Raw genomic sequence first — 20,390 nt, 5'->3', positions numbered from 1 at the left:
AGGATCGATGATCTCGTCGAATTCGACGCGCCACGTCAGCTCCGGGCCGAAGCTGCCGAGGCGAACCAGTAGCTCAGCCACGGTCACGTAGTGCTTTCCGTGCCAGGCAGGAAACGTGATCCCCTTCATCCCCGCCTTTGCTTCGGCTGTATCGCACGACACGACCGGGGCCTCGACGGCGGCGGCGGGGGAGGCCGCCCCTTTCGTTCAGCGAATACTAGGACGTCTTTTTCGGATCTTGATGAATTTGGGTCTGCGGAGGGCTTTGACGCGTACGTAGGGTGATGACGGGGCCTCTGCGGTGAGGGCCGTAAGGGGATGAGGTTCCTCATGATGGGTAAGCAGGCGCGGATGGAGTGGTGGGCCAGGCTGCCGCAGGGGATCCGTGACGAGGTCGACGGACATGTCCTGCGGGATGCCTTGTTCCCTGCTGTCAGCCTTCTCGTCGATGTCGGCTTGATCAGGGACGGCGTTGGGGCCGCCACCGCGCAAGCAATTGTCAACGAGCGGTACGTCCACTTCGGAGACAGGATCGCCCGTACCCCGGAAAGCCCTGTGGACCTGGATTCCTTGACTGTTCGGGCCGCTGGGGTCGCTGGCCGTGTCGCGGCAATCGAAGCGATCTGGGACGGTGACACCGTCGATGATTGGTTCGTGGTTCTGCTGGCCATCCCTGAACAGCCTGGGGAGGAAACGCCCCTGGCAGCCATCACTTGGCGCAGCGCCGAACGATATCCGGGGCAGGATTCGGCTGGAGGTGACCGCCATCCAGCGGCGGTTGTCGCCGAACAGGTGGGGGCGGCTTTGCCGCTCACCTTGGCGTTCCCTTCCATTTCGCGAGCCCAGGCACCCCGGACGACCAGGCGCCGCGTTGGAACCCCAGCGAGGGAATCTCCGGAACATCGGGCTGACGAGATGAAGATGGCGGCGATGTGGAGTCCCGCGAGGTAGATGGAGGCGGTCTTGTCGTATCGGGTGGCCAGGCCGTGCCCTGCTTGAGTTTGTTGATGCATCGCTCGACGGAGTTGCGCTGTTTGTAGGCCTCGCGGTCGAAGGCAGGCGGACGACCGCCGGATCGGCCTCGCTTCTTGCGTTTGGCGATCTGATCAGAGGGCTCGGGATCACCGCCCGGATCCCACGCCTGCGGAGATGGGTGCGGATCGCGCGGGATGAGTAAGCCTTGTCGGCCAGGACCACATACGGGGTGGTCCGGGGCCGGTCTATCGGCCGCGGCACCCGTAATTGGGCCATGACCTCGGGAAACGCGGGACCCTCCGACGGCATGGTCGTCCGGCTCGCCGGCCGGGGCCCCTTTTGACGGCCCCCGGCGCGCACGAGGGTGGAGTCGACCGAGACGATCCAGTCGAGGTCGCCTTCGGCGTCGGCCTGGGCGAGCGGGGCGGTGAAGACTTTCTCCCAGGTGCCGTCGGCCGCCCACTTCCGCAGGCGGTTGTGGGCGCCTTCCACGAGCCGAAGCGCTCGGGCAGGTTCATACAGGGCGTCCGGTGCGGTACTTGAACGCGATCGCGTCGATCACCTGCCGGTGATCACGCCACCGCCCACCCTGCTTCGGTGTCCGGTCCGGCAGCGGTGGCTCGATCCTCACCCACTGGGCGTCAGTCAACGACATACGTCAACCGGCGATCAGATGATCCGAAGGAAGGTCCACTGGTCGAGTTGAGCGCACGCCCAGCTGGGGTCGTACGCCGCAGTGGGCAGCTGCGGGATCCGCTTGCGACCCGTCTCGTCCAGTCGGTACGGCTCCTCGAAGGCCGAGCTGTTGATCGACCGTCCGGCGTGGAGGCTCTGGAACAGCCGCTTGGATCCCTCGAGCGGGACGGTGGCAGCGCGACCGCCCCATCCGGCACAGGCGAGCCCGCCACGCTGACACCTTCCGGTACTCGGTGGTACCGTATAGTGGTACTCGGTGCTACGCAGTACCGCTACACCGAGGAGGACTCCGGATGGACGACCTGACGGAGATGCTGAAGGGCACGCTCGAAGGGTGCGTGCTCGAGATCATCGGCAGTGAGGAGACCTACGGGTACGCCATCACGCGTCAGCTGAACGAGCTCGGCTTTGTCGACGTCGTCGAGGGGACGGTGTACACCATCTTGCTGCGACTGGAGAGGAACAAACTCGTCCAGGTGACGAAGCGGCCGTCCGGGGTCGGTCCGCCGCGCAAGTTCTACGCGCTGAACGACGCGGGACGCGAGGAACTCGCGAAGTTCTGGACGAAATGGCAGTACGTCTCATCGCGCATCGACAAGCTCAAGGAGGGCGGCAGATGAGCTTCTGGGAGACCATCACGGGAAGTGATCTCACCAGGGACTGGAAGGCATTCGAAGTCCGGGCCAAGGCCCTGCCGGACGACTATCAGGCGGCGTGGGAACAGATCAAGGGCCACCTTCTTCCTCACGGGAACTTCACCGGCCGCAACCTGATGCCGATCCTCGACGCCGCCCTGGGGCTGCTCGAAGAAACGGCGGCGGACGGGCAGAGCGTCCACGAGGTCCTCGGCGACGACATCCGGGGCTTCAGCGCGGCGCTGGCCGGTGGCGAAGGGGCCCGAACCTATCGCGACCGGTGGCGCGAGCAGTTGAACAGGAACGTCGCGAGGAAACTGAGCCGGCTGGGAGACTGACGTGGGCATCCAGGACATCATCGAGGGCAAGAAGCAGTGGCGGGCGCACATGGCTCGGGTCAAAGCGCTCCCGCCGGACTACCAGATTGTCTACAAGGAGATGCAGAAGTACCTGTTCAAGGTCGGACCGGTCGACCTGCCTGACGGACCCCTGCTCCCCGGGATCGTCGACTTCTTCGAGGAGGGCGTCGCCTCGGGCAAGGGGGTATTGGAACTCATCGGCGACGACGTCGCCGCATTCTGCGACGACCTGGTCAAGGACTCACGCACCTATGCGGACGTCTACCAGGAGTCCATCAGCAAGAATCTCGGTAGCGACAAGAACCGGTAGCAACGTGCAGTAGCCACCGTCGCCTCATGTCAGTGGGCGCAGTAGCCCACGCACGCGGTTCGTTCACTTCGGCGCAACGTGAACACGTGCGTGCCGACTGAACGCCGGACGCCGCCGCAGATCGTGGCCACCGGGGTCGCCGAGCAGGCCGGCGCTCCTTGCCTCAGTCCTGCCCAGGCCCCCGGCGGACAGGTCTCCGGCGGCGGGCCGTTCGGCACCATTCCCCAGGACGACACGACTGGCGTGCGATACGGGCCGTCACTCGAGCGGGGTCCGAAACAGCTTCTGTTCCCCCTGTGTCTTCAGTCTCCGAAAGGAAACCACCATGCCTTCATCTGTCATGCCCACGCCCAGAAGGGGAGACGGTCAACCGGCGTCGGCCGCCGTCTCCGCCGTCGGTCTGCGCAAGTCATACGGCGAGAAAATCGTCCTCGGCGGTATCGATCTGACCATTCCGGCCGGATCGGTGTTCGCGCTGCTCGGCCCGAACGGGGCCGGCAAGACCACCGCCGTCAAGATCCTCTCCACCCTCATCACCGCCGACGCCGGCGAAGCGCACGTCCTCGGACATGACCTGGGCACCGATGTGCAGGGGGTCCGCGCCGCCATCGGCGTCACCGGGCAGTTCTCCGCCGTCGACGGCCTGATCACCGGCGAGGAGAACATGCTCCTCATGGCCGACCTGCACCACCTGCCCAAGGCCGAAGGGCGCCGGATCGCCGCCGAACTCCTCGGACGCTTCGACCTCACCGAAGTCGCCAAGAAGCCCGCCTCGACCTACTCCGGCGGCATGAAGCGCCGCCTCGACCTCGCGATGACACTGGTCGGCAGCCCGCGGGTCATCTTCCTCGACGAGCCGACGACAGGGCTCGACCCGCGCTCCCGCCACAACATGTGGGGCATCATCCGCGACCTCGTCTCCGACGGTGTGACCGTTTTCCTCACCACCCAGTACCTGGAGGAGGCCGACGAACTCGCCGACCTCATCGCTGTGTTGAACGACGGCAAGATCGTCGCCGAGGGCACCGCCGAGGAGCTCAAGAGGCTCATCCCGGGCGGGCACATCCGGCTCCGCTTCACCGACCCGGTCGCGTACCAGTCCGCCGCCTCCGCGCTGCGCGAGGTCACCGGGGACGAAGACGCCCTCACGCTTCAGATCCCCAGTGACGGCACCCAGCGCGAACTGCGCTCCGTCCTCGATTGGCTCGACTCCCTCGGCATCGAAGCCGACGAACTCACCCTCCACACCCCCGACCTCGACGACGTGTTCTTCGCCCTCACCGGCAACAGCCAGAACAAGGAGAACGCCCGATGAGCGCCCTCGCCCTCGCCCTCGCTGTCCGCGACTCGAACACGATGCTGCGCCGGAACCTCCTGCATGCCAGACGCTACCCGTCGATGACCCTGAACCTTCTGCTCTCGCCGATCATGCTGCTCCTGCTCTTCGTCTACATCTTCGGCGACGTGATGAGCGCGGGCATCGGTGGCGGCGGAGCCGACCGCTCCGACTACATCGCCTACATCGTTCCCGGCCTCCTGATGATGACGATCGGCAGCACCGTGATCGGGGCCGCGATCGCCGTCTCCATGGACATGACCGAGGGTCTCATCGCCCGCTTCCGGACGATGGCGGTCTACCGCGGCTCGGTGCTCATCGGGCACGTCGTCGGCAGCGTGCTGCAGGTGCTCGCCAGCCTGGTCCTCGTCGGCGCCGTCGCGGTGGCCATCGGCTTCCGGTCGACCGACGCCACGGCGTTGGAATGGCTGGCGGCGTTCGGACTTCTCGCGCTGTTCGCGCTCGCGCTCACCTGGATCGCGGTCGGCATGGGCATGGCCAGCCCGAACCCCGAGGCGGCCAGCAACATGGCCATGCCGCTGATCCTCCTCCCGCTCGTCTCCAGCGCCTTCATCCCGGCCGACACCATGCCGGCCTGGTTCCAGCCGATCGCCGAGTACCAGCCCTTCACGCCGGCCATCGAGACCCTGCGCGGCCTGCTCCTCGGCACCGAGATCGGCCACAACGGCTGGCTCGCGATCGCCTGGTGCGTGGCACTCACCGCGCTCGGCTACCGCTGGTCGACGGCGTTGTTCAACCGCGACCCGAAGTAGCCCACCAATGACCGCACGGGCCCGCCTCCCGCAGCGCAGATGCCACGGGGTTCGACGATGCCCTTCAGGCCTGCGGGCCGCGCCGCGCCGTGCCCGCAGGCCGGCCCAGGCCTCGACGTACGCCACGGTCAGCTGGCTGCAGAGCCAGCGGCGCAGGAGGCCGCCGGCGCCCACAGCGCGCTCCTCAAGAGCCGTGCGCCTCGCCCAGGAAGCACACGCTCGTCACCCTGAAACTCCTCACCCAGCGGTGTCTGCTCGGATGCCGCCGGCGGTCCACTCGCGGGGAGCCGGTCGACCGGGTCAGGCGGCGGGAGTGCCGCTCCGCGGAGCTCGCGTGGAGAGCAGCGTCCAGATCCTGCGCCGCTCTCACCGGAGGCATCGCAACGCTCGCGGTGCGGCGAGGGTGATGGCTTCGCCGCTTCCTCGCTCCACCACCGCAGCCTCAGGTGAATCGGACCGGTTCAGGAGGTACGGACCCCGGGCTGTAGGCATCCTTGGCCGACTGAGGGAGCGTCCTCTGTTCGGGCGGACCGGCTCTCTATGCTGATCGCCGCCGAGGGACGCGGGAACTCCTGTGGACCGTCGGCGGCGGAGGATGCCTCGCCGCCCGCGACGCTCCTCACCGCCGGAACCGTCGCCACCGAGCAGGAACAGGGGCACACGGTCCGGCGGTTGCCTCCGCCGGGCGCGAGCAGGCTCGCGAGCGTCTGCGTCGTATCGCGCCGGCCCGCTGCGCGTGGTCGTTCTCAGCAGCGTGGACCGGGGCGTCAGGGCATGACGCGCGTGCACTGACCGTGCGGACAGTACGGGAGATCCCCGTCCGATCCGCTATCGGTTCGGATTGCGGAAGAGGCCGAGCGTCTTCGTGAGGGATTTCAGCGGTGAGGTGCTCTGCTCGGCCGCAACAGGCATGGGCGTCCGGGGCGCGTCGCTTCCGCCGGTCGTCTCGGCGAGCGCGGCGAGCGCCGACTCGGCCGCTTCACGGTACAGGTCACAGGATGCCGTCATGGCTTCGAGCGCCTTGGCGTACCTGGTGACCATGGCCCGTGCGTGGGCAAGCTCCTCGTCCGGGGTGAGCAGGTGCCAGCTTTGCCGCAGTCGTGTCAGGACCTGTGCGGCGTCGTCCGGCAGCGGTCGCGGCAGCGAGGCGAACTCCGTGATCGCATGCAGGAGTTGCGTCGGCTCCGTACCGTCCAGGAAGACGTCGCGTACGGTGAAGCGTTCCGCGTCATAGCCCGGGACCTGCGGCGTCGAGGACAGGACGACGGCCCCGCCGCGCGGTAGCCCCACGCCCAGCTCACGCTTCATCGCGAAGTCGGCGATCAGCGCCTGCTCCGGCGTGGCCCGGTGCTCGACCACCTGGTGCCGCAGGCTCGGTGGCAGGAACGCCGTGATCGGCCGCCGTCCCCGCGCGTCCGGTGTCATCGCCTCGTGCACCACGACATGGATGAACCAGCTCTGCCGGGTACAGTCCCGCAGCAGGCGCCGCAACTCGCCGTCGTCCTTCGGCAGGTGGTTCGCACTCCGCAGACGTACGCCGGGCACCATCTCGTGATCCCAGGCGACCTGGTCGCTGTCTGGCCAGAACGCGGTGGCGGGGGAGGGCCAGGTCGCTTCCCACGCCCGTTCCGCCTCGGCGGCGAGCACCCATGCGACGCCGTCACTCTCAACGCGGCGGGTTTCCGGCTCATACGTGGTCAGTTGAGCGCGCACCGTGACACCGTCGGCCACCCGCCAGCGGGCCTCGAAGAGCCGGCGGGCAGAAGGGCCGGCATCGGCGGACTCGTCCCGAGGGAACAGATCGGTGGAGCGGGCCGCCTCGATCGGGTCGAGGTCCAGGAAGTCATCGACCACCCCAGCCGCTTTGAGGGCGAGCAGGTTGCGCCGGACGTCCCGCTCGGCATCGGGTCCGAGGTGACGCCCGCGCGCGAGCCACACGGTGTCGGGGACAGTGGTCGATGAAGAACTGCTCTTGGCCATGGAACCGTCCAGGTGGGTGATCAGTGCTCGACCAGTATGGTCCGCAGCCCGAGCGGCAAAGTCCATCGGGCCGCACCGGTACGGTCGGGCACGCTTCTGGCGGCGGAGAACCGATGTGCCGACCCTGCCGCGTGGCTTCGCCTGGAGCAGGAGCTCGGCAGAGAGCTCCCCACGGACTACAAGGCGATCGCCGACGCCTACGCGCCCGTTCACCGGGCACGATCCCGCGGACGGCAGAATCACCCGAGCCGAGGTGCTCCTGGCCGAGGCGACCGAGGCCGCGTCGGCCGCGGCCGGCTGCAAGCTCTCCGAGGGGGAGTGGCTGTCGCTCAGCGGCTGGCCCGGGCGTCCGTTCGCCGTGCTCGTGGATGCCGCCACCGAGGCGACGGCCCGTACGGGGGCCGTCTTCACGCCGGGTCCCAGCCGGCACCCGCACTGGTCGACCGCCTACACCGCCGCCGGCGCCGAGCACGTCGACCCCATCACCCTCGACGCGGCGGGCCCCGGCCGGCATCGACCGCCCGCTGTCCGCCGCAGTCCGCGCCGACCGGATCCACCCCGTCGAGCAGTGGCACGGCGACGCCGTCCACATCATCGTAGGCGCCGACCCCCTGGTCTTCGCCGGGAAGATCGCGACCCGGGGCGTCCTGAGCGGCGGTCGCGGCTTCGCGGAGCTCGTTCTGCCGGACGCCGACCACAGCAGCGGTGTGACCTCAAGCGCGCCAGGCACTACCGGTACGAGCTGTACGTAGCAGGTAAACTGCGCTATTTCGCACCGGAGCCGACCCTCCGCGCTGCTCGGCGGGATGGTGACGGCGCCCTGGTGGTGACCGGCTCCCCCAGACCGACGCCGAAGGGTGGAGCCTGGCCGCCCGCGCGGCGGCCTCCTCACCCCGCTCGCGGAGGTGGACCGGATGGCCCCGCCCGCGACCGATGCCGGCCGCCTGGAAGTACCGAACTGGCTCGCCCTGGCGGGACCTTCCCGAAGCGCTCGGTTCGTTCCGGACCGAGCGGCCTCACCGCGATCTTCATCTGGGCACGCCCAGGATCACGGAAGAAGGGCCTAGACCCGCTCCAGCGGGCGGTGGGGAAGGGGCGGGGGTTCGACCTGGATCGAATCGTGGGGGCGGACGATTCCTCCCCGGCGGACCACGGCCATGACGCCACACTTGAACGTGAACTCGCCGGACAGGGGGTCCATGGCGAAGACCTCGCCGAGCAGCCCCTTGCGGAAGTCGTTGATCTTCGAGCACGGGTTGCGCAGTCCCGTCACCTCGAGAACCGCCTGCTCTCCCAGATGGAGCAGAGCGCCGGTGGGCAGGCCCAACAGGTCCACGCCGCGCGTGGTGATGTTCTCGCCGAGTTGGCCCGCGGAGACCTCGAAGTCCTTGAGCGCGAGCTCCTCGAAGAGTTCTTCGTGCATCAGGTGGACCTGGCGCAGGTTGGGCAGGTCCGGCTCGTAGGTCATACGGAACTGGTGGCGGATCGTCTCGCCTGCGTGAACGTCTCCTTCCACTCCGAGCCCCGTGAGCAGCGTGATGACATCGCGATTGGACTTGCTGAACGAGTACGTCTCGTTGCGGCTCACTGCGGTGACCTGACCAGTCATCACGCCCCCTGTGGTTGTTCCGTAGCCGGTCGATCGTAGACGTGGTGCAGTCTGCCCCGTGAGTGAGGCATGCCGTGAGAGACCTCGTCCGGCGCGGATGTGCAAGCGCGTAAGGAATCCGTCCGCGTTCCGTCACCCGACATCCAAGCGACAGGATCTGATGACCTGTGTCAGAGATTCGGTGGCAGCAGGCGGCGACCTTGCCGTGGCTCTCGTCGGCGGTCTTGCCCCGACGAAGGGGTGGGGCGGTTCCTTCAAGTCGGCGAGCCGACTGTGGATGCCGCGGGTGAGGCCGCCCCTGAGTGAGGCCGCGCAAGCGTATCTTCGCTCTACAGGAGTTGATCACAATGGTCACTCCCTCCACTCTCATGGGGGATCCATGCACCAGTTGACCCGTGGCCGCCTCATTGCCGTGGCCGCCACCACCGCTGCTCTCGTGTTCGCCGCACAGGGCACTGCCACAGCAGCCCCGCAACGCGCCGTCACGGAGGGCGGCTACGCCGAGTGGAACGCCGACCCGTACAACGGAATACCCGGTGACTCGATCCGCGCCTGTGACACCACGGCCGACGGGTGGGGAATCGAGGCCTGGCTCGACATCGACCGGAACGGCACCATCGACCGCATCGCCTCAACCCGTGGTCACAACGCCCCTTACTGCACCGGTTGGATCAGCGGCAACATCGAACCTGAAGGGCGGCCCATCCAGATGTGGGCGGTCACGGTGAAGGGCAGCAGCACCAAGGAAAAGGGCGGCCTCATCTGGAGCCACTCCTGATCCACCACGGGCACCGCGCGAGGGCCGCATCCGCGGAGACGACAGCGATCTACGTCGAGCGGGCGCGGCCCACGCTCGTGAACAGACCAACTGCACAGGTGGCCGGTCTGCTTGACGTGCGGTGCCCGGGCCAAGTCCGCGCTCAGCCCGTACTGTCACACCAACATCCAGGAACAACACCGTTCGGCATCTCGATCTTCTTCGGAGTGGCCGTGGCCAGGGCGTCCCAGACTCCGTTGCCGAAATCGACGCCGGTGCACCGCCATCGACCAGGCACCTCACGCCCCCGATCCGCCGAAGCCGCACCTGGAGGGGCTGTGCGGCGCCCTTGACGAAGACGGCGTCGCCCTGCACCGGGTCGCGGCGGGGCGAAGTCGGGGGTGGAACTCGCGCAGCCCTCGCCGCCGGCCGTGCAGTGGACGGGGAAGCTGTCTCTGAAGCCGGGGGTGTCGGAGAAGTGGCTACCGGGGTCGATGTGGTGGTCCCCGGGTGGCGACGACGTACTGGTAGTCGCCGGTGCCCGTCCGCCTACGCGTCGCCGTAGCGCCGCCCGCGAGGACTTCGTCCCGGAGACTGTTCACTGGGACACGGGCCCGGCGGCTGCCCCGTCTGCACAAGGGACGTACGCGCGGGACCGGTGTTCGTCATCCACCGCCAGTCAGGCCCGGGCAGTGTCCTCGCACCGCGCGACGTCTGCCCGGACACTGGGCTCGCCCGCCTCTCCTGCGGACCGGCACGGACGCTGCCGCACGCGCACCGGCTGGGATCTACATGAGTGGCCACACTCCGGCCCGACCCACCTCGGCGAGGGCGAGGCGAGCCTGCGCATGCCGGCGAAGTCCCGGCACGAGGAGGCGGAGAACGCACGGAGGCAATTCCAGTCCTCGGCGGAGGCGATCGCGGAGGGCACCAGCATGCTCGCGCCGGGCGACCGGAACCGCTGAGCACGGGTTGGCTGCCCGGTGAGTCAGCGGTGGGCGGCGCGGTTCATCTCGACGACGTCGTCCAGCATGAAGTCGGCCGGGAGGGCGGCGAAGCGCTCCGGCAAACTGTCGCGGACGGCCGTGTCCTTGACGCGGTCGGCTGCGGCCAGGGCCCCCGGCAGTTTGTCGAGGGTCAGCTCGGTGCAGTAGGCGGGGCTGTTGGGCTGCTGACGCCAGGAGTCGGCCAGCACACCGGCGTCGTAGGGGTCGAAGCCGGTGTCGTCCACGAGCTGCATGGCCACGCGCCGCGCCTGCTCGGAGTCGGCGGCGACGGGGATGGCGATGCGGCCCGGCGTTCCGGCCGGAAGGCCCCGGGTGCGCTGAGTCTCGGCCAGGGCGGCGTTCCAGGCCTTGACCACGGGCCGCCCGAGCTGCTCGGCGTTCCACACGCTCTCCACCTCCCCGTTGTCCACGGCCTCGATCTGCCCGCTGAGGTGCGGGTAGTAGTTCGAGGTGTCGACGACCACCGTCTCGTCGGAGACCGCAGCGAACAGGCCGGCCAGCTTCGCCGCCGCCCCGAACGGGATGGCCAGGATGATGACGTCCTGGCCCTGGACGGCGTCGGTCAGCTCTGCCGCGCGGGCCCCGGACTCAAGCACCTCGGCCCGGATGGCCTCGGGGCCGCGGGCGTCGGCAACCTGGACGTCGTGACCGGCCGTGCTGAGCTTGACGGCGAGGTTCCCGCCAATGGCACCTGCACCTATAACGGCAATTTTCATGATTTGTCCCTTAGGAGGCTGTGCTGCCCCCGTAGGGGTGGCGTGATGTGGTGGGTGTGCGGGGCGGGCTGCCGGGTCGTGGCCGGGGCGTGTGGCGGTTTACGCCCCGGGGTCCTGCTCGCGGTAGCCGCTCGCGATGAGCATGCGGAGGCGGTCGAGTGACTTCTCCTCGGTGCCGGTGCCCTTGATCCAGGCAACGGAACAGGCCGCGAGGAACAGGTCGTACCCCTGCACCGAGGCGCGCACGTGCCCCGCGCGCTGCGCGGCGCGCACGTACTGATCGGTGGCGGAGATGAGGATGTCGCAGGGAATCGTGAGGGGGTTGTCCGGATCCTGGGCCCGAGCCGCGGCCATGAGCGGGTCCGGCAGTCCGCTGAAGGCGCTGAGGTACTCCTCCATCGCCCGCAGCCACCGCTCCAGCGCCTCGGCGGCGTTGTCGAGCTGCTCGATGCCGGCCCGGCGGGCCACGAACTCCTCGGATCGCGTCTGCAGCACGGCCGCGAGCAACGCCTCCCGGGTGGGGAAATGCCGGTACAGCGTGGCGGGTCCGACGCCCGCCTCCTTGGCCACCGCCTCCAGGGAGGTGCCGACCCCGTGCTGCAGGAAGTGACGCTGGGCCGTCTCCAGGAGGGCCGCGCGGTTGCGCTGGACATCGGCACGGGGCCTGCGTTCCTGCTGCCCGCCAGCGTTCATGCGCACTCCCGTCTCCTGCGATCCTGCGGCGCACCCAAAACGGATGCTGCCTCCGTACACGGTCGAGCGTAAACCGGAGGCAGCATCCGGTCAAACGGGCAGTTCACCCAGGTGGGCCGTGCTGCGAAGTGCTCCAGCGCGCTGGAGCACTCATAGTCGCTCTCCAGCAGTTCCTCGGGGATGCTCACGTAGCCGAGGTCGGCCAGCGCCCGCTCCACGGTGGCGAGGTCGCCGAGGTCCAGCGCCCCTCCTCGCGGGCCTCGTCCGTGCCGAGGAAGGCCCCCGGATCGTCGGCGCAGACCTCGGCGAGGGAGCCGAATTTGTTCACGCAGACCACGATCCGCGTCCCGCAGACCGTCGCGTCCGCAGGCACGTGGACGCGCCCGTACTCGCTGGAGTCCTGGGTGTCCCGCTCGGACTCGCACGAGGCCCCGAAGTCTGCTTCGAGCCGGCAACGAGCCCCCGAACTTGAGGCCGGTCGCGGCGCGGTCTGGTGCAGCGACCGTTCCAGCCGCTCCGGGGCATCAACTTCGCGCAGGAGGGCCAGCAGTTCCATCTTGCTCTTCGCCATCCACACATCCGGACACCAAAGGAAATGATGTCCCAGTACGCGATAGCCGTACGGAGAGGTTGGGGTCATGGGCCGGGCCGGCGGCGGGCGCTGAGGAACTCACCACCGCTCCGGTCGCTTGCCACCGTACCGGCCACGGACCCGCGCGGTCCGCAGACCGGCAGCACTCCTGAACAGGCCGACGGATCCTCAGGTGGGCCGTGTACGGCCCAGGAGGGTCCCGTACAGAAGTCGTGGGCGCCGCCGCGCGCCCGCCCGGCCCTGACCCGCAGGCCACAACTCGTAGGGCAAGCCCGCCAGGACGAGCGGTGCCGGACTCTGGTCCCGGGGCGCACAGTGAAAGGCTGGACACCGTGATCGGACCGACTCAGAACCCGGAGCTCTGGGAGTTCCTGGGCTCGCTACGGGAGGGAGACCTGCTTTCCGGTACCGTCGCGGCCATCGAACCGTTCGGGGTGTTCGTCGCCCTGGACGAAGGTCCCCCGCACCCCTGCTTCCCGGGGGTCGGGTTCCTCACGCTGCCGGAGCTGAGCTGGCGGCGTGTCGACGACGCGTGGGAAGTCGTTCAGGTGGGCGAGCGCGTCACCTGCGAGTTCCTCCAGTTCGACACGTGGAACGGGGAGGCCCGACTGTCGCTCAGGGCCACGGGGCCCGATCCCTTCCAGGCGTTTGCCGAGCGCGTCGGTGTGGGGCGCGAGCTGACGGGGCGGGTCGTCCAGCGACTTCCGTTCGGTGTCTTCGTAGAGGTCGCTGACGGGATCGAGGGGCTCGTCCACGTGAGCGAGCTGGCCCCTGACCGCCCCGATCCCGAGGCCGACCTTACGGTGGGTGAAGAGATTGCTGTGGTCGTCGTCGGGGTCGACCGGCAGCGCCGAACGGTGAGGCTGTCCCAGCGGGGGGCCGCGCCCTGACGGACCCCGGAAGTCGGGTCTGGATGACGGAAATCCAACAGTTCCACGCGCACCTTCGCATGGTGAGGGAGACCTCGAACGACACACCTCCCAGGGCGCGTATCGAGTCGTGATCATCGGGTGGTCCTGGTGAGGTCTTTGATCCAGATCATCGAGGCGTGCAGGTGGAGACTGGCGAGGTAGCTGTCGGGAGTCTTGTCGTATCGGGTGTCTCACCGTCCCAGTTCCGGCCTCCTGGTACGTCACGCTCCGGGGCGGGTGAGGCACGGGGAGCCGACGTGAGCCGACCGGTGCACTGATGCCCGGGCGGGGACTCATGGGACATGGCCCGGCACCCGGCTCAGGTTCCGGGGAGGATACGGCGCGTTTCGTAAGCCCACATCGCGATCTCGACCCGGTTGCGGGCGCCGAGTTTGGCCATCAGGCTGGCCAGATGCGTCTTCACCGTGCTGAGGCTGATGTGCAGTGCGTCGGCGATCTCGGTGTTGGTCAGCCCGCGAGCGACGGCGAGGAGCACCTGCTCCTCGCGGGCGGTGACGGGGGAGACCGGCTGGACCACGGGCCGGCCGGCGGGCAGGTCCGCGAATGCCTGGAGCAGACGGACGGTGACGCTGGGCGCGATGAGCGCCTCACCGTCGGACGCCGACCGTACGGCCTGCGCCAGAAGGTCCGGTCCCGTGTCCTTGAGGAGGAATCCGCGGGCGCCGGCACGCAGCGAGCCGTAGACGTACTCGTCGAGGTCGAACGTGGTGATGACGACCACGGCCAGCGGGTCGGCGACGCCCGGGCCGGCGACCAGCCGGGTGGCCTCGAGCCCGTCGAGTACGGGCATGCGGATGTCGAACAGGCAGACGTCGGGGCGTAGTTCGCGGGCCAGACGTACCGCTTCCCGCCCGTCGGCGGCCTCGCCGACCACCTCGATGCCGGGCTGGGCGTTCAGTATGATCCGCAACCCGGTGCGGATGATCGTCTGGTCGTCAGCGACGAGGACGCGAATGGACACCGCTCTCGCTCCTCGTTCTCGGTAGTTCGGCGTCGACATGCCAGCCCCGGTCGGTACCGGGGCCGGCTCGTAGTGTGCCGCCGAGCAGCGTCGCGCGCTCGCGCAATCCGGTAAGTCCGTATCCGTCGCGACCCCGGCCGGTGCGCCGGCCGTTGTCGCGCACGCTCACCCGTACCGTGTGCCGTTCCGCGGCGACCCGGACGACGAGCTCGGTCGCGTCGACCGCATGGCGCAGCGCGTTGGTCACCGACTCCTGCACGATCCGGTAGACGGCCGCGTCCACGGCCGGGGGCAGCGCGTCCAGCTCGCCGTCGAGCCCCAGGTCGACCCTGAGGCGACCACCCGGGGTGCGCACCAGGCGCTCCAGATCCGCGACACCGGCAGGCGGCGCCAGCTCGGCGCCGACCCCGCGGTCGCGCAGCGCGGCGACCATGGCGCGCATTTCCTCCAGTGTGCGCGCCCCTTCCTCCTCGACCCCCTCCAGCGCCTCGACGGCGGCGGACGGGTCGGTGCCCGCGAGCACCCGGCCCGCCTGAGCGATGATCACCATGGCCGACACGTGGTGGGCCACCGTGTCGTGCAGTTCCCGGGCGAGCTGCTCGCGCTCGCGGGAGCGCACCTGCTCCAACTGCCGCTCGCGAGCGGTCACACGGAACCGCACGGCGGCCCCGACCACGCCGGGCAGCAGCAGGAAGACGATGCCCACGACGTTCTCGAAGACCGGGCTCTCGTCCGTGACGGAACACAGCGCGCCGGCCGCGAGGATCACCGCGCCGCCCAGCACGATCTCGCGTCCCGATCCCCACCGGGGCAGCGCGTACACCAGTACGAGCACGACCATGCCGGTGTACAGGCCGACGGGCTCGGGCGGTGCGGCGACGAGCGAGGCCACCGGAAGCAGCACTATCGAGCCGAACGCCAGCGTCACCATTGCCAGCGGGCGGGTCCGGCGCCACAGGGGCAGCAGGCACAGCCATGCGGCGAGCACCACCGCCACCGGCCGCCATACGACGTTCTCGCGCAGGGTGGCCTCCAGCGCCACACCGGCGAGGCCCACGGCGAGCAGCGCCCAGTCCCGCCGCACCCGGGCGGGCGGATCGGGCGGCCGGGGTTCGGTCCACAGGGTTCGCAGGTCGTCTCGGAGCACGGTTCTCAGCCTAGGGACCGCGGCGTGCCGCGCATCGGCCGAAAGGACGGGTCGTCACTCCGCCCCGGGGCCGACGGATCCGCGGCCCGCGGGCCGATGCCGCGGAGCGCCGTGGCGACGAGCCTCGGTATCGGCGGCCGTACAAGGACGGCCGACGAGGTGGTTGGAGGACCCGATGCTCTCGAAAGCCCTGTTGCGCCTGGGCGCAAGCGCCGCCCGCCATCCCTGGCGGGTGATCGCGGCATGGCTGATCGCCGCAACGCTCGCCGTCCTCGCCGCCGTCGCCTTCGGCGGGCGGACCGCGGACTCGATGACCGCTCCGGGACTGGACTCCCGACGGGCCGCGGAACTGATCGAGCGGGCAGGCACCGGCCAGGAGGGGATGACCGCCCAAGTGGTCGTCACCCCCCTCGACGACGGTGCGACGTTCTTCGACGACGACGGCGCGCGCACCGCTCTCACGCGGCTGCGGGCCGAGGTGAAGCGGCTGCCGCACGTGCTCGGCACGAGCGACCCGGCGGGGGCGCTGGACGCGGGCGGGGACACCGCCGTGCGCGGCGGTCTCGTTTCGGCAGACGGGCGGATCGCGGTCGTCCGGGTGCAGTACCCCGACCAGAGTCGGCTGTCGGCCGAAGACCTTGACGCCCTCGTCGATCTCGGCGACCGGCTGCGCGCCGAACTGCCCCTGCGCATCGAGATGGGCGGGAACCTCTTCTACGCCTTCTCCGACCCCGACGGCGGCGTGAGCGAGCTGATCGGCCTCCTCGCCGCGGCCGCGATCCTGTTCCTGGCGTTCGGTTCGCTCGTCGCCGCCGCGCTGCCGATCGGCATGGCGGTCTTCGGGCTGACCGTCGGGGTCGCCACGATGACGGTGCTGGCGGGGGTCACGGACGTGCCGACCTTCGCACCGGTCCTGGGCAGCATGGTCGGGCTCGGAGTGGGCATCGACTACGCGCTGTTCGTGCTCGCCAGGCACCGGGAGTACCTCGCGGGCGGGCTCGATCCGCACGAGGCGGCCGGACGAGCGGTGGCCACGGCGGGGCGGCCGGTGGTCTTCGCCGGCGGCACCGTCGTCGTGTCGATCCTCGGCCTGGCGGTCGCGAACGTGCCGTTCATGACGGTGGGCGGGCTTGCCGTCTCGATCGTCGTCCTGATCATGGTGCTCGCGTCGGTGACGCTGCTGCCGGCCTTCCTCGGCGCGGCGGGCCCGCGCCTGGCCCGGGCCGGCCGGATCGGCCGGGCTCTGCAGACCAGGAAGCCGGGCCGACTCGCACTGCGGCGGGACCCGGCGGCAGGCGCCGCCCACGCCGCCGGGTGGCGTCGCTGGATCGGGCACGTCGGCCGGCACCCGGTGCCGTACGCGGTCGGCGCGGCGGGGCTGCTGCTGACCGCGACGCTGCCCGTGCTCGGCCTGCGCGTCGGCCTGCCCGACGACGGCTCACTGCCCCACAGCCGTACCGAGCGCCGGGCCTACGACCTCGTCGCCGAGGGGTTCGGCCCGGGCACCAACGGTCCCCTCGTCATCGCCGCGGACCCCACCGGTGATCCGGGAGTGCTGGACCGACTCGTCGCAACGGTCGCTGCGGATCCGGGCATCGCATCCGTCGCGCCGACGCACATCGATCGGGCCACCGGCATCGCGACCCTCGTGGTGTTCCCGACCACCAGCCCTCAGGACAAGGCCACGGCCGACACCATCGCCCGGCTGCGCACCGAGGTGCTGCCCACGGCGATCGGGCACGGCCCGGCCAGGGCCCACGTCGGCGGCGCGGCCGCGAGCCTGTCCGATGTGGGCCAACGCACCAGCCAACGCCTGCCGGTGTTCGTCGCCGCCGTGCTGGCGATGTCGTTCCTGCTGCTGATGCTGGTCTTCCGCTCGATACTCGTACCGCTCAAGGCGGTGCTGCTGAATCTGCTGAGCATCGGCGCGGCCTACGGCATCATGGTCGCGGTCTTCCAATGGGGCTGGGGAGGCGCACTCATCGGGCTGGAAGCGACGGTTCCGATCGTGTCGTTCATCCCGATGTTCCTCTTCGCCATCCTGTTCGGCCTGTCGATGGACTACGAGGTGTTCCTCCTCTCCCGCGTACGCGAGGAGTACCTGCGCACCGGCGACAACGGCACGGCGATCGTTGAGGGCGTCTCGCGCACCGCCCGGATCATCACCTCGGCCGCCCTCATCATGGTGGCGGTCTTCCTGTCCTTCGCCGTCGCAGAGGACCCCTCCACCAAAATGTTCGGGCTCGGCCTGGCCACCGCGATCTTCATCGACGCCACGGTCGTACGCATGGTGCTGGTACCGGCGACCATGACGCTCCTCGGCCGGACCAACTGGTGGCTGCCGAAGTGGCTGGACCGGATGCTTCCCCGCGGCCCGGTCGGCACCGACGACACCGACGCGGAATCCACGGGTGAGGCCCCGCGTCCACGGCTGGTTGACCGTTGACCCAACTCCTGCCCGCCCTTGGCGTCCGGTCCCTCAGCGCGTCACCTAGGGGCATATCGAGTCGTGATCATCGGGTGGTCCTGGTGAGGTCCTTGATCCAGATCATCGAGGCGCGCAGGTGGAGACCGGCGAGGTAGCTGTCGGCATTTGTCGTATCGGGTGGCGTTGCCTCGCCATGCTTGAGCCTGTTGATCAGGTACTCGACGGTGTTCCGCTCCTTGTGGAGATCGGCGTCGTGGCTGACGGGTCGGCCACCTCCGGAGCCCTTCTTCTTCCGGTTGGCGGCCTGGTCCTTCTTCTCCGGGATGACCGCCTTGATACGGCGTTTGCGCAGGTGGGCGCGGTTTCCGCGGGACGGGTACGCCTTGTCCCCGGCGACCGCGTCCGGCCGGACGCCGGGTCGGCCGACGGGCCCGCGTACCCGCACCTTCCTCAGGACGGGCTGGTCTGCCCGCCTCTGGAACGTCCGAGGAGGGCGGCCTTCTGCCGGAGTTTCCGCCGACGCCGGACGCGTCGGCGTTCTTCCAGCGCGGGATCACTTTCGGTCTCGTTCTTCCGTGATCAGGCCCTCCAGCAGGGCCTCGAAGAGACAGGCGTCACGCCACTGCCGGAAGCGGTTGTGGACGGTCGACCAGGCGCCGAACCCGTCGGCATCTCCCGCCACTGCCCGCCCGTCCTGAACCGCCAGATCAAGCCCTCGAACTGCTGCCGCAGTCGCTCGGGGTACGGGCCGTACTCGCCGATCGGCAGGTACGGCTCGATGAATTCCCAATCGGGATCGGTCAGTCGCACGCGCGTCACGTAAGACCGTCTATACAACCGGACCGTGCCGCGGAGGCACATCCCGCAAATTGATCACGTCTCGATACGCGCCCCAGGGGCCATCTTGGCGATCATGTGTCGAGCCAGATGAGGGTGCTGGCGAGGGTGACGGCGGCGAGGTAGCGGTCGGGACGCTTGTCGTAGCCGGTGGCGATGCCACGCCATTGCTTGAGCCGGTGGAAGCAGCGTTCCACGACGTTGCGACGCCGGTAGGCGGCCTTGTCGAAGCCGCAGCGCCGTTCCCGGCACCGCTTCCGGCCGGCGAGCTGGTGGCCCGCACGATCGTGGAGTCGATCGCGACCAGCCAGTCCACCTCCGCCCGGGACTGAGCGGCGGACAGCGGGCGGTCGAAGGTGCCGTCCGCGGCCCAGCGGGCGAACCGTCCATGGACGGTCTGCCAGGGACCGAACCGCTCGGGCAGGTCCCTCCAGGGCAGACCGGTGCGGAACTTGAACACGATGCCCTCAAGCACGTGCCGGTGATCCCGCCACCGCCCCCGGGCCCGGCCCCCAGACGGCAGCAACGGTTCAACCACCGCCCAGGTGGCGTCAGAAATCTCGCCGACCCTCACGACCGGACCACGATCCGATGATCGGAAAGACACCCCCTAGGGCGCACCGGGGCGTGTCCCCGAACCTGTAGCCCCGGCCGGCTGTTCCTTCGGAGTCCTGTGCTCGGCGGCCTTGCGCCAGCGGGCTTCGCAGAACGAGTACAGGCCGAACAGCAGGAGGCCCACGGCGGCGGCGATCAGCAGGGCGGGCCCTGCGGGGGTCGCGGCGAACGAACGCAAGGTCTCGTCCAGGCCTTTGGCCTGGCCGGGGTCGTATCGCACCGCGGCCAGCAGGACGGACAGGCCGGCCCCCGCCGCGACCACGCCACACGCCACCCCGCCGACGATGCCCAGGAACGCGACGACCCGCCGCGTCGCCGGGCGCATCTCCTCCATACGGAGGTTCTTCTCGAACTTCCTCATCACGCTGCGCACCAGGATCACCACGCCCACGACGATCAGCACGGCTCCGAACACGCCGACGATCACCCGGCCGCCCGGCCACTCCAGCACCCTGGCGGTGTACTCCTTCGACGTCTCGTCACCGGGGCGGCCCCCGGCGGAACCGCCTACCAGCGCCGTCTGCACCACGCCGACACAGATCACGGCGTAGAAAACCGCCATCCCCATAGAACCCAGACGGCGAGACCACTTCTCCCCGCCCTCCACCGTCTGCCCGAACGCCGCCTCGCACAGCCGCCACAGCGTCATCGCCGCCAGCCCCACCACCAGCGCCCACAGCAGAGCCCGGCCGAACGGCTGCTCGCCGAGCGTCCCCACTGCTCCGGACCGGTCGGCCTCCTGGCCGCTGTCGCTGCCGAGGCCGATCCGCACGGCCAGAATTCCCACCAGCACGTAGATCACTCCCCGGGCACAGAGCCCGACCCTGGACGCGACCTCCACCGCACGGCTGTCGGCCACACGCCGCCCCCGCGACTTGGGCTGAGCCAGACTGTCCTGACTGTGCTCCATATCTGGCACCTCCTGTGCCGGACCCCATGAACAGCGCACCCTCTGTCGGGGCGGGCGCCGCGAGTCCGGGACGGAAGTCACCACCCCCACGCGGACCGTCCCGCGCCCACGGACCCGGATCA

18 protein-coding genes and 4 pseudogenes are annotated in these 20,390 nt (G+C 69.5%); 10 read left to right on the top strand and 12 right to left on the bottom strand.

Annotation, left to right across the window (positions count from 1 at the left end; genetic code table 11):
- Positions 1-330: 330 nt before the first annotated feature.
- Positions 331-951 carry a hypothetical protein gene (locus IO20_RS36970; protein ID WP_245685093.1) on the top strand — a complete coding sequence of 207 codons (621 nt, stop codon included), beginning with the start codon at positions 331-333 and terminating at the stop codon, positions 949-951.
- Here IO20_RS36970 and IO20_RS38980 read toward each other — a convergent pair.
- A pseudogene (locus IO20_RS38980) lies at positions 915-1,630 on the bottom strand (transposase); the annotation flags it as partial. The gene IO20_RS36970 and the pseudogene IO20_RS38980 overlap by 37 nt on opposite strands.
- A gap of 334 nt (positions 1,631-1,964) precedes the next feature.
- Here IO20_RS38980 and IO20_RS0128430 point away from each other — a divergent pair.
- The 5 genes from IO20_RS0128430 (at position 1,965) to IO20_RS0128410 (ending at position 5,084) form a co-directional block, all read left to right on the top strand.
- The gene (locus IO20_RS0128430; protein WP_030554957.1) at positions 1,965-2,291 is read left to right on the top strand and encodes a PadR family transcriptional regulator; all 327 of its coding nucleotides are present in this window, start codon (positions 1,965-1,967) and stop codon (positions 2,289-2,291) included.
- Complete coding sequence (locus IO20_RS0128425) at positions 2,288-2,644, top strand: DUF1048 domain-containing protein (RefSeq protein WP_030554956.1); 357 nt, start codon at positions 2,288-2,290, stop codon at positions 2,642-2,644. Before IO20_RS0128430 ends, IO20_RS0128425 begins: the two co-directional genes overlap by 4 nt.
- Position 2,645: 1 nt before the next feature.
- The gene (locus tag IO20_RS0128420; protein WP_030554955.1) at positions 2,646-2,975 is read left to right on the top strand and encodes a DUF1048 domain-containing protein; all 330 of its coding nucleotides are present in this window, start codon (positions 2,646-2,648) and stop codon (positions 2,973-2,975) included.
- A 325-nt stretch (positions 2,976-3,300) separates the two neighbouring features.
- Positions 3,301-4,290: an ATP-binding cassette domain-containing protein gene (locus tag IO20_RS0128415; RefSeq protein ID WP_030554954.1), complete on the top strand. Its 990-nt coding sequence runs from the start codon at positions 3,301-3,303 to the stop codon at positions 4,288-4,290.
- The gene (locus tag IO20_RS0128410) at positions 4,287-5,084 is read left to right on the top strand and encodes an ABC transporter permease (RefSeq protein ID WP_030554953.1); all 798 of its coding nucleotides are present in this window, start codon (positions 4,287-4,289) and stop codon (positions 5,082-5,084) included. Before IO20_RS0128415 ends, IO20_RS0128410 begins: the two co-directional genes overlap by 4 nt.
- A gap of 828 nt (positions 5,085-5,912) precedes the next feature.
- Here the strand turns inward: IO20_RS0128410 and IO20_RS0128405 are convergent.
- Positions 5,913-7,064 (bottom strand): hypothetical protein, encoded by a 1,152-nt coding sequence (locus IO20_RS0128405; protein ID WP_030554952.1) that lies wholly within the window; start codon positions 7,062-7,064, stop codon positions 5,913-5,915.
- 1,063 nt (positions 7,065-8,127) lie between these two features.
- A complete protein-coding gene (locus IO20_RS0128395; RefSeq protein ID WP_030554949.1) occupies positions 8,128-8,673 on the bottom strand; it encodes an MOSC domain-containing protein in 546 nt (181 codons plus the stop codon).
- A 379-nt stretch (positions 8,674-9,052) separates the two neighbouring features.
- Here IO20_RS0128395 and IO20_RS0128390 point away from each other — a divergent pair, with 379 nt between their 5' ends.
- Positions 9,053-9,451 carry a hypothetical protein gene (locus tag IO20_RS0128390; protein WP_030554948.1) on the top strand — a complete coding sequence of 133 codons (399 nt, stop codon included), beginning with the start codon at positions 9,053-9,055 and terminating at the stop codon, positions 9,449-9,451.
- Between the two features lie 515 nt (positions 9,452-9,966).
- Positions 9,967-10,395 (top strand): annotated as a pseudogene (locus tag IO20_RS42420) (site-specific integrase); the annotation flags it as partial.
- A 23-nt stretch (positions 10,396-10,418) separates the two neighbouring features.
- Here IO20_RS42420 and IO20_RS0128380 read toward each other — a convergent pair.
- From IO20_RS0128380 to IO20_RS36960, 3 genes are all read right to left on the bottom strand, one after another.
- Entirely contained in the window at positions 10,419-11,153 is a 735-nt protein-coding gene (locus tag IO20_RS0128380; RefSeq protein ID WP_030554946.1) for an NADPH-dependent F420 reductase, read from the bottom strand.
- A 99-nt stretch (positions 11,154-11,252) separates the two neighbouring features.
- A complete protein-coding gene (locus tag IO20_RS0128375) occupies positions 11,253-11,846 on the bottom strand; it encodes a TetR/AcrR family transcriptional regulator (protein ID WP_030554944.1) in 594 nt (197 codons plus the stop codon).
- A gap of 184 nt (positions 11,847-12,030) precedes the next feature.
- Complete coding sequence (locus tag IO20_RS36960) at positions 12,031-12,417, bottom strand: hypothetical protein (protein WP_063761444.1); 387 nt, start codon at positions 12,415-12,417, stop codon at positions 12,031-12,033.
- Positions 12,418-12,770: 353 nt separating this feature from the next.
- On the opposite strand from IO20_RS36960, the gene IO20_RS0128365 reads away from it, so the two are divergent.
- Positions 12,771-13,328 (top strand): S1 RNA-binding domain-containing protein, encoded by a 558-nt coding sequence (locus IO20_RS0128365; protein ID WP_245685075.1) that lies wholly within the window; start codon positions 12,771-12,773, stop codon positions 13,326-13,328.
- 340 nt (positions 13,329-13,668) lie between these two features.
- Here IO20_RS0128365 and IO20_RS0128360 read toward each other — a convergent pair whose 3' ends face one another.
- Together IO20_RS0128360 and IO20_RS0128355 are read right to left on the bottom strand one after the other, a co-directional pair.
- On the bottom strand, positions 13,669-14,331 hold the full coding sequence (locus tag IO20_RS0128360; protein ID WP_030554940.1) for a response regulator: 663 nt from the start codon (positions 14,329-14,331) through the stop codon (positions 13,669-13,671).
- A complete protein-coding gene (locus IO20_RS0128355) occupies positions 14,306-15,478 on the bottom strand; it encodes a sensor histidine kinase (protein ID WP_030554938.1) in 1,173 nt (390 codons plus the stop codon). Before IO20_RS0128355 ends, IO20_RS0128360 begins: the two co-directional genes overlap by 26 nt.
- Positions 15,479-15,653: 175 nt before the next feature.
- On the opposite strand from IO20_RS0128355, the gene IO20_RS0128350 reads away from it, so the two are divergent.
- Positions 15,654-17,924, top strand: a complete 2,271-nt coding sequence (locus tag IO20_RS0128350; RefSeq protein WP_030554936.1) for an MMPL family transporter — start codon at positions 15,654-15,656, stop codon at positions 17,922-17,924.
- A gap of 67 nt (positions 17,925-17,991) precedes the next feature.
- On the opposite strand, the pseudogene IO20_RS38970 reads toward IO20_RS0128350, so the two are convergent.
- The 4 genes and pseudogenes from IO20_RS38970 to IO20_RS36950 all read right to left on the bottom strand — a co-directional run bounded on the left by IO20_RS38970 (position 17,992) and on the right by IO20_RS36950 (position 20,268).
- Positions 17,992-18,725, bottom strand: a pseudogene (locus IO20_RS38970) (transposase).
- A 92-nt stretch (positions 18,726-18,817) separates the two neighbouring features.
- Positions 18,818-19,054, bottom strand: a complete 237-nt coding sequence (locus IO20_RS42215; RefSeq protein ID WP_051874735.1) for a transposase — start codon at positions 19,052-19,054, stop codon at positions 18,818-18,820.
- Positions 19,003-19,281: pseudogene (locus IO20_RS42210) on the bottom strand (transposase); the annotation flags it as partial. The gene IO20_RS42215 and the pseudogene IO20_RS42210, both read right to left, overlap by 52 nt.
- Before the next feature lie 72 nt (positions 19,282-19,353).
- A complete protein-coding gene (locus tag IO20_RS36950; protein WP_030554930.1) occupies positions 19,354-20,268 on the bottom strand; it encodes a DUF1206 domain-containing protein in 915 nt (304 codons plus the stop codon).
- Between the last annotated feature and the right edge of the window lie 122 nt (positions 20,269-20,390).

The sequence above is a fragment of the Streptomyces exfoliatus genome (assembly GCF_000725545.1).
GTDB classification, from domain to species: Bacteria; Actinomycetota; Actinomycetes; order Streptomycetales; family Streptomycetaceae; genus Streptomyces; species Streptomyces exfoliatus.
The sequence above is the reverse complement of the archived record's forward strand: the minus strand, read 5'-3'. Positions and strand labels throughout refer to the sequence as shown.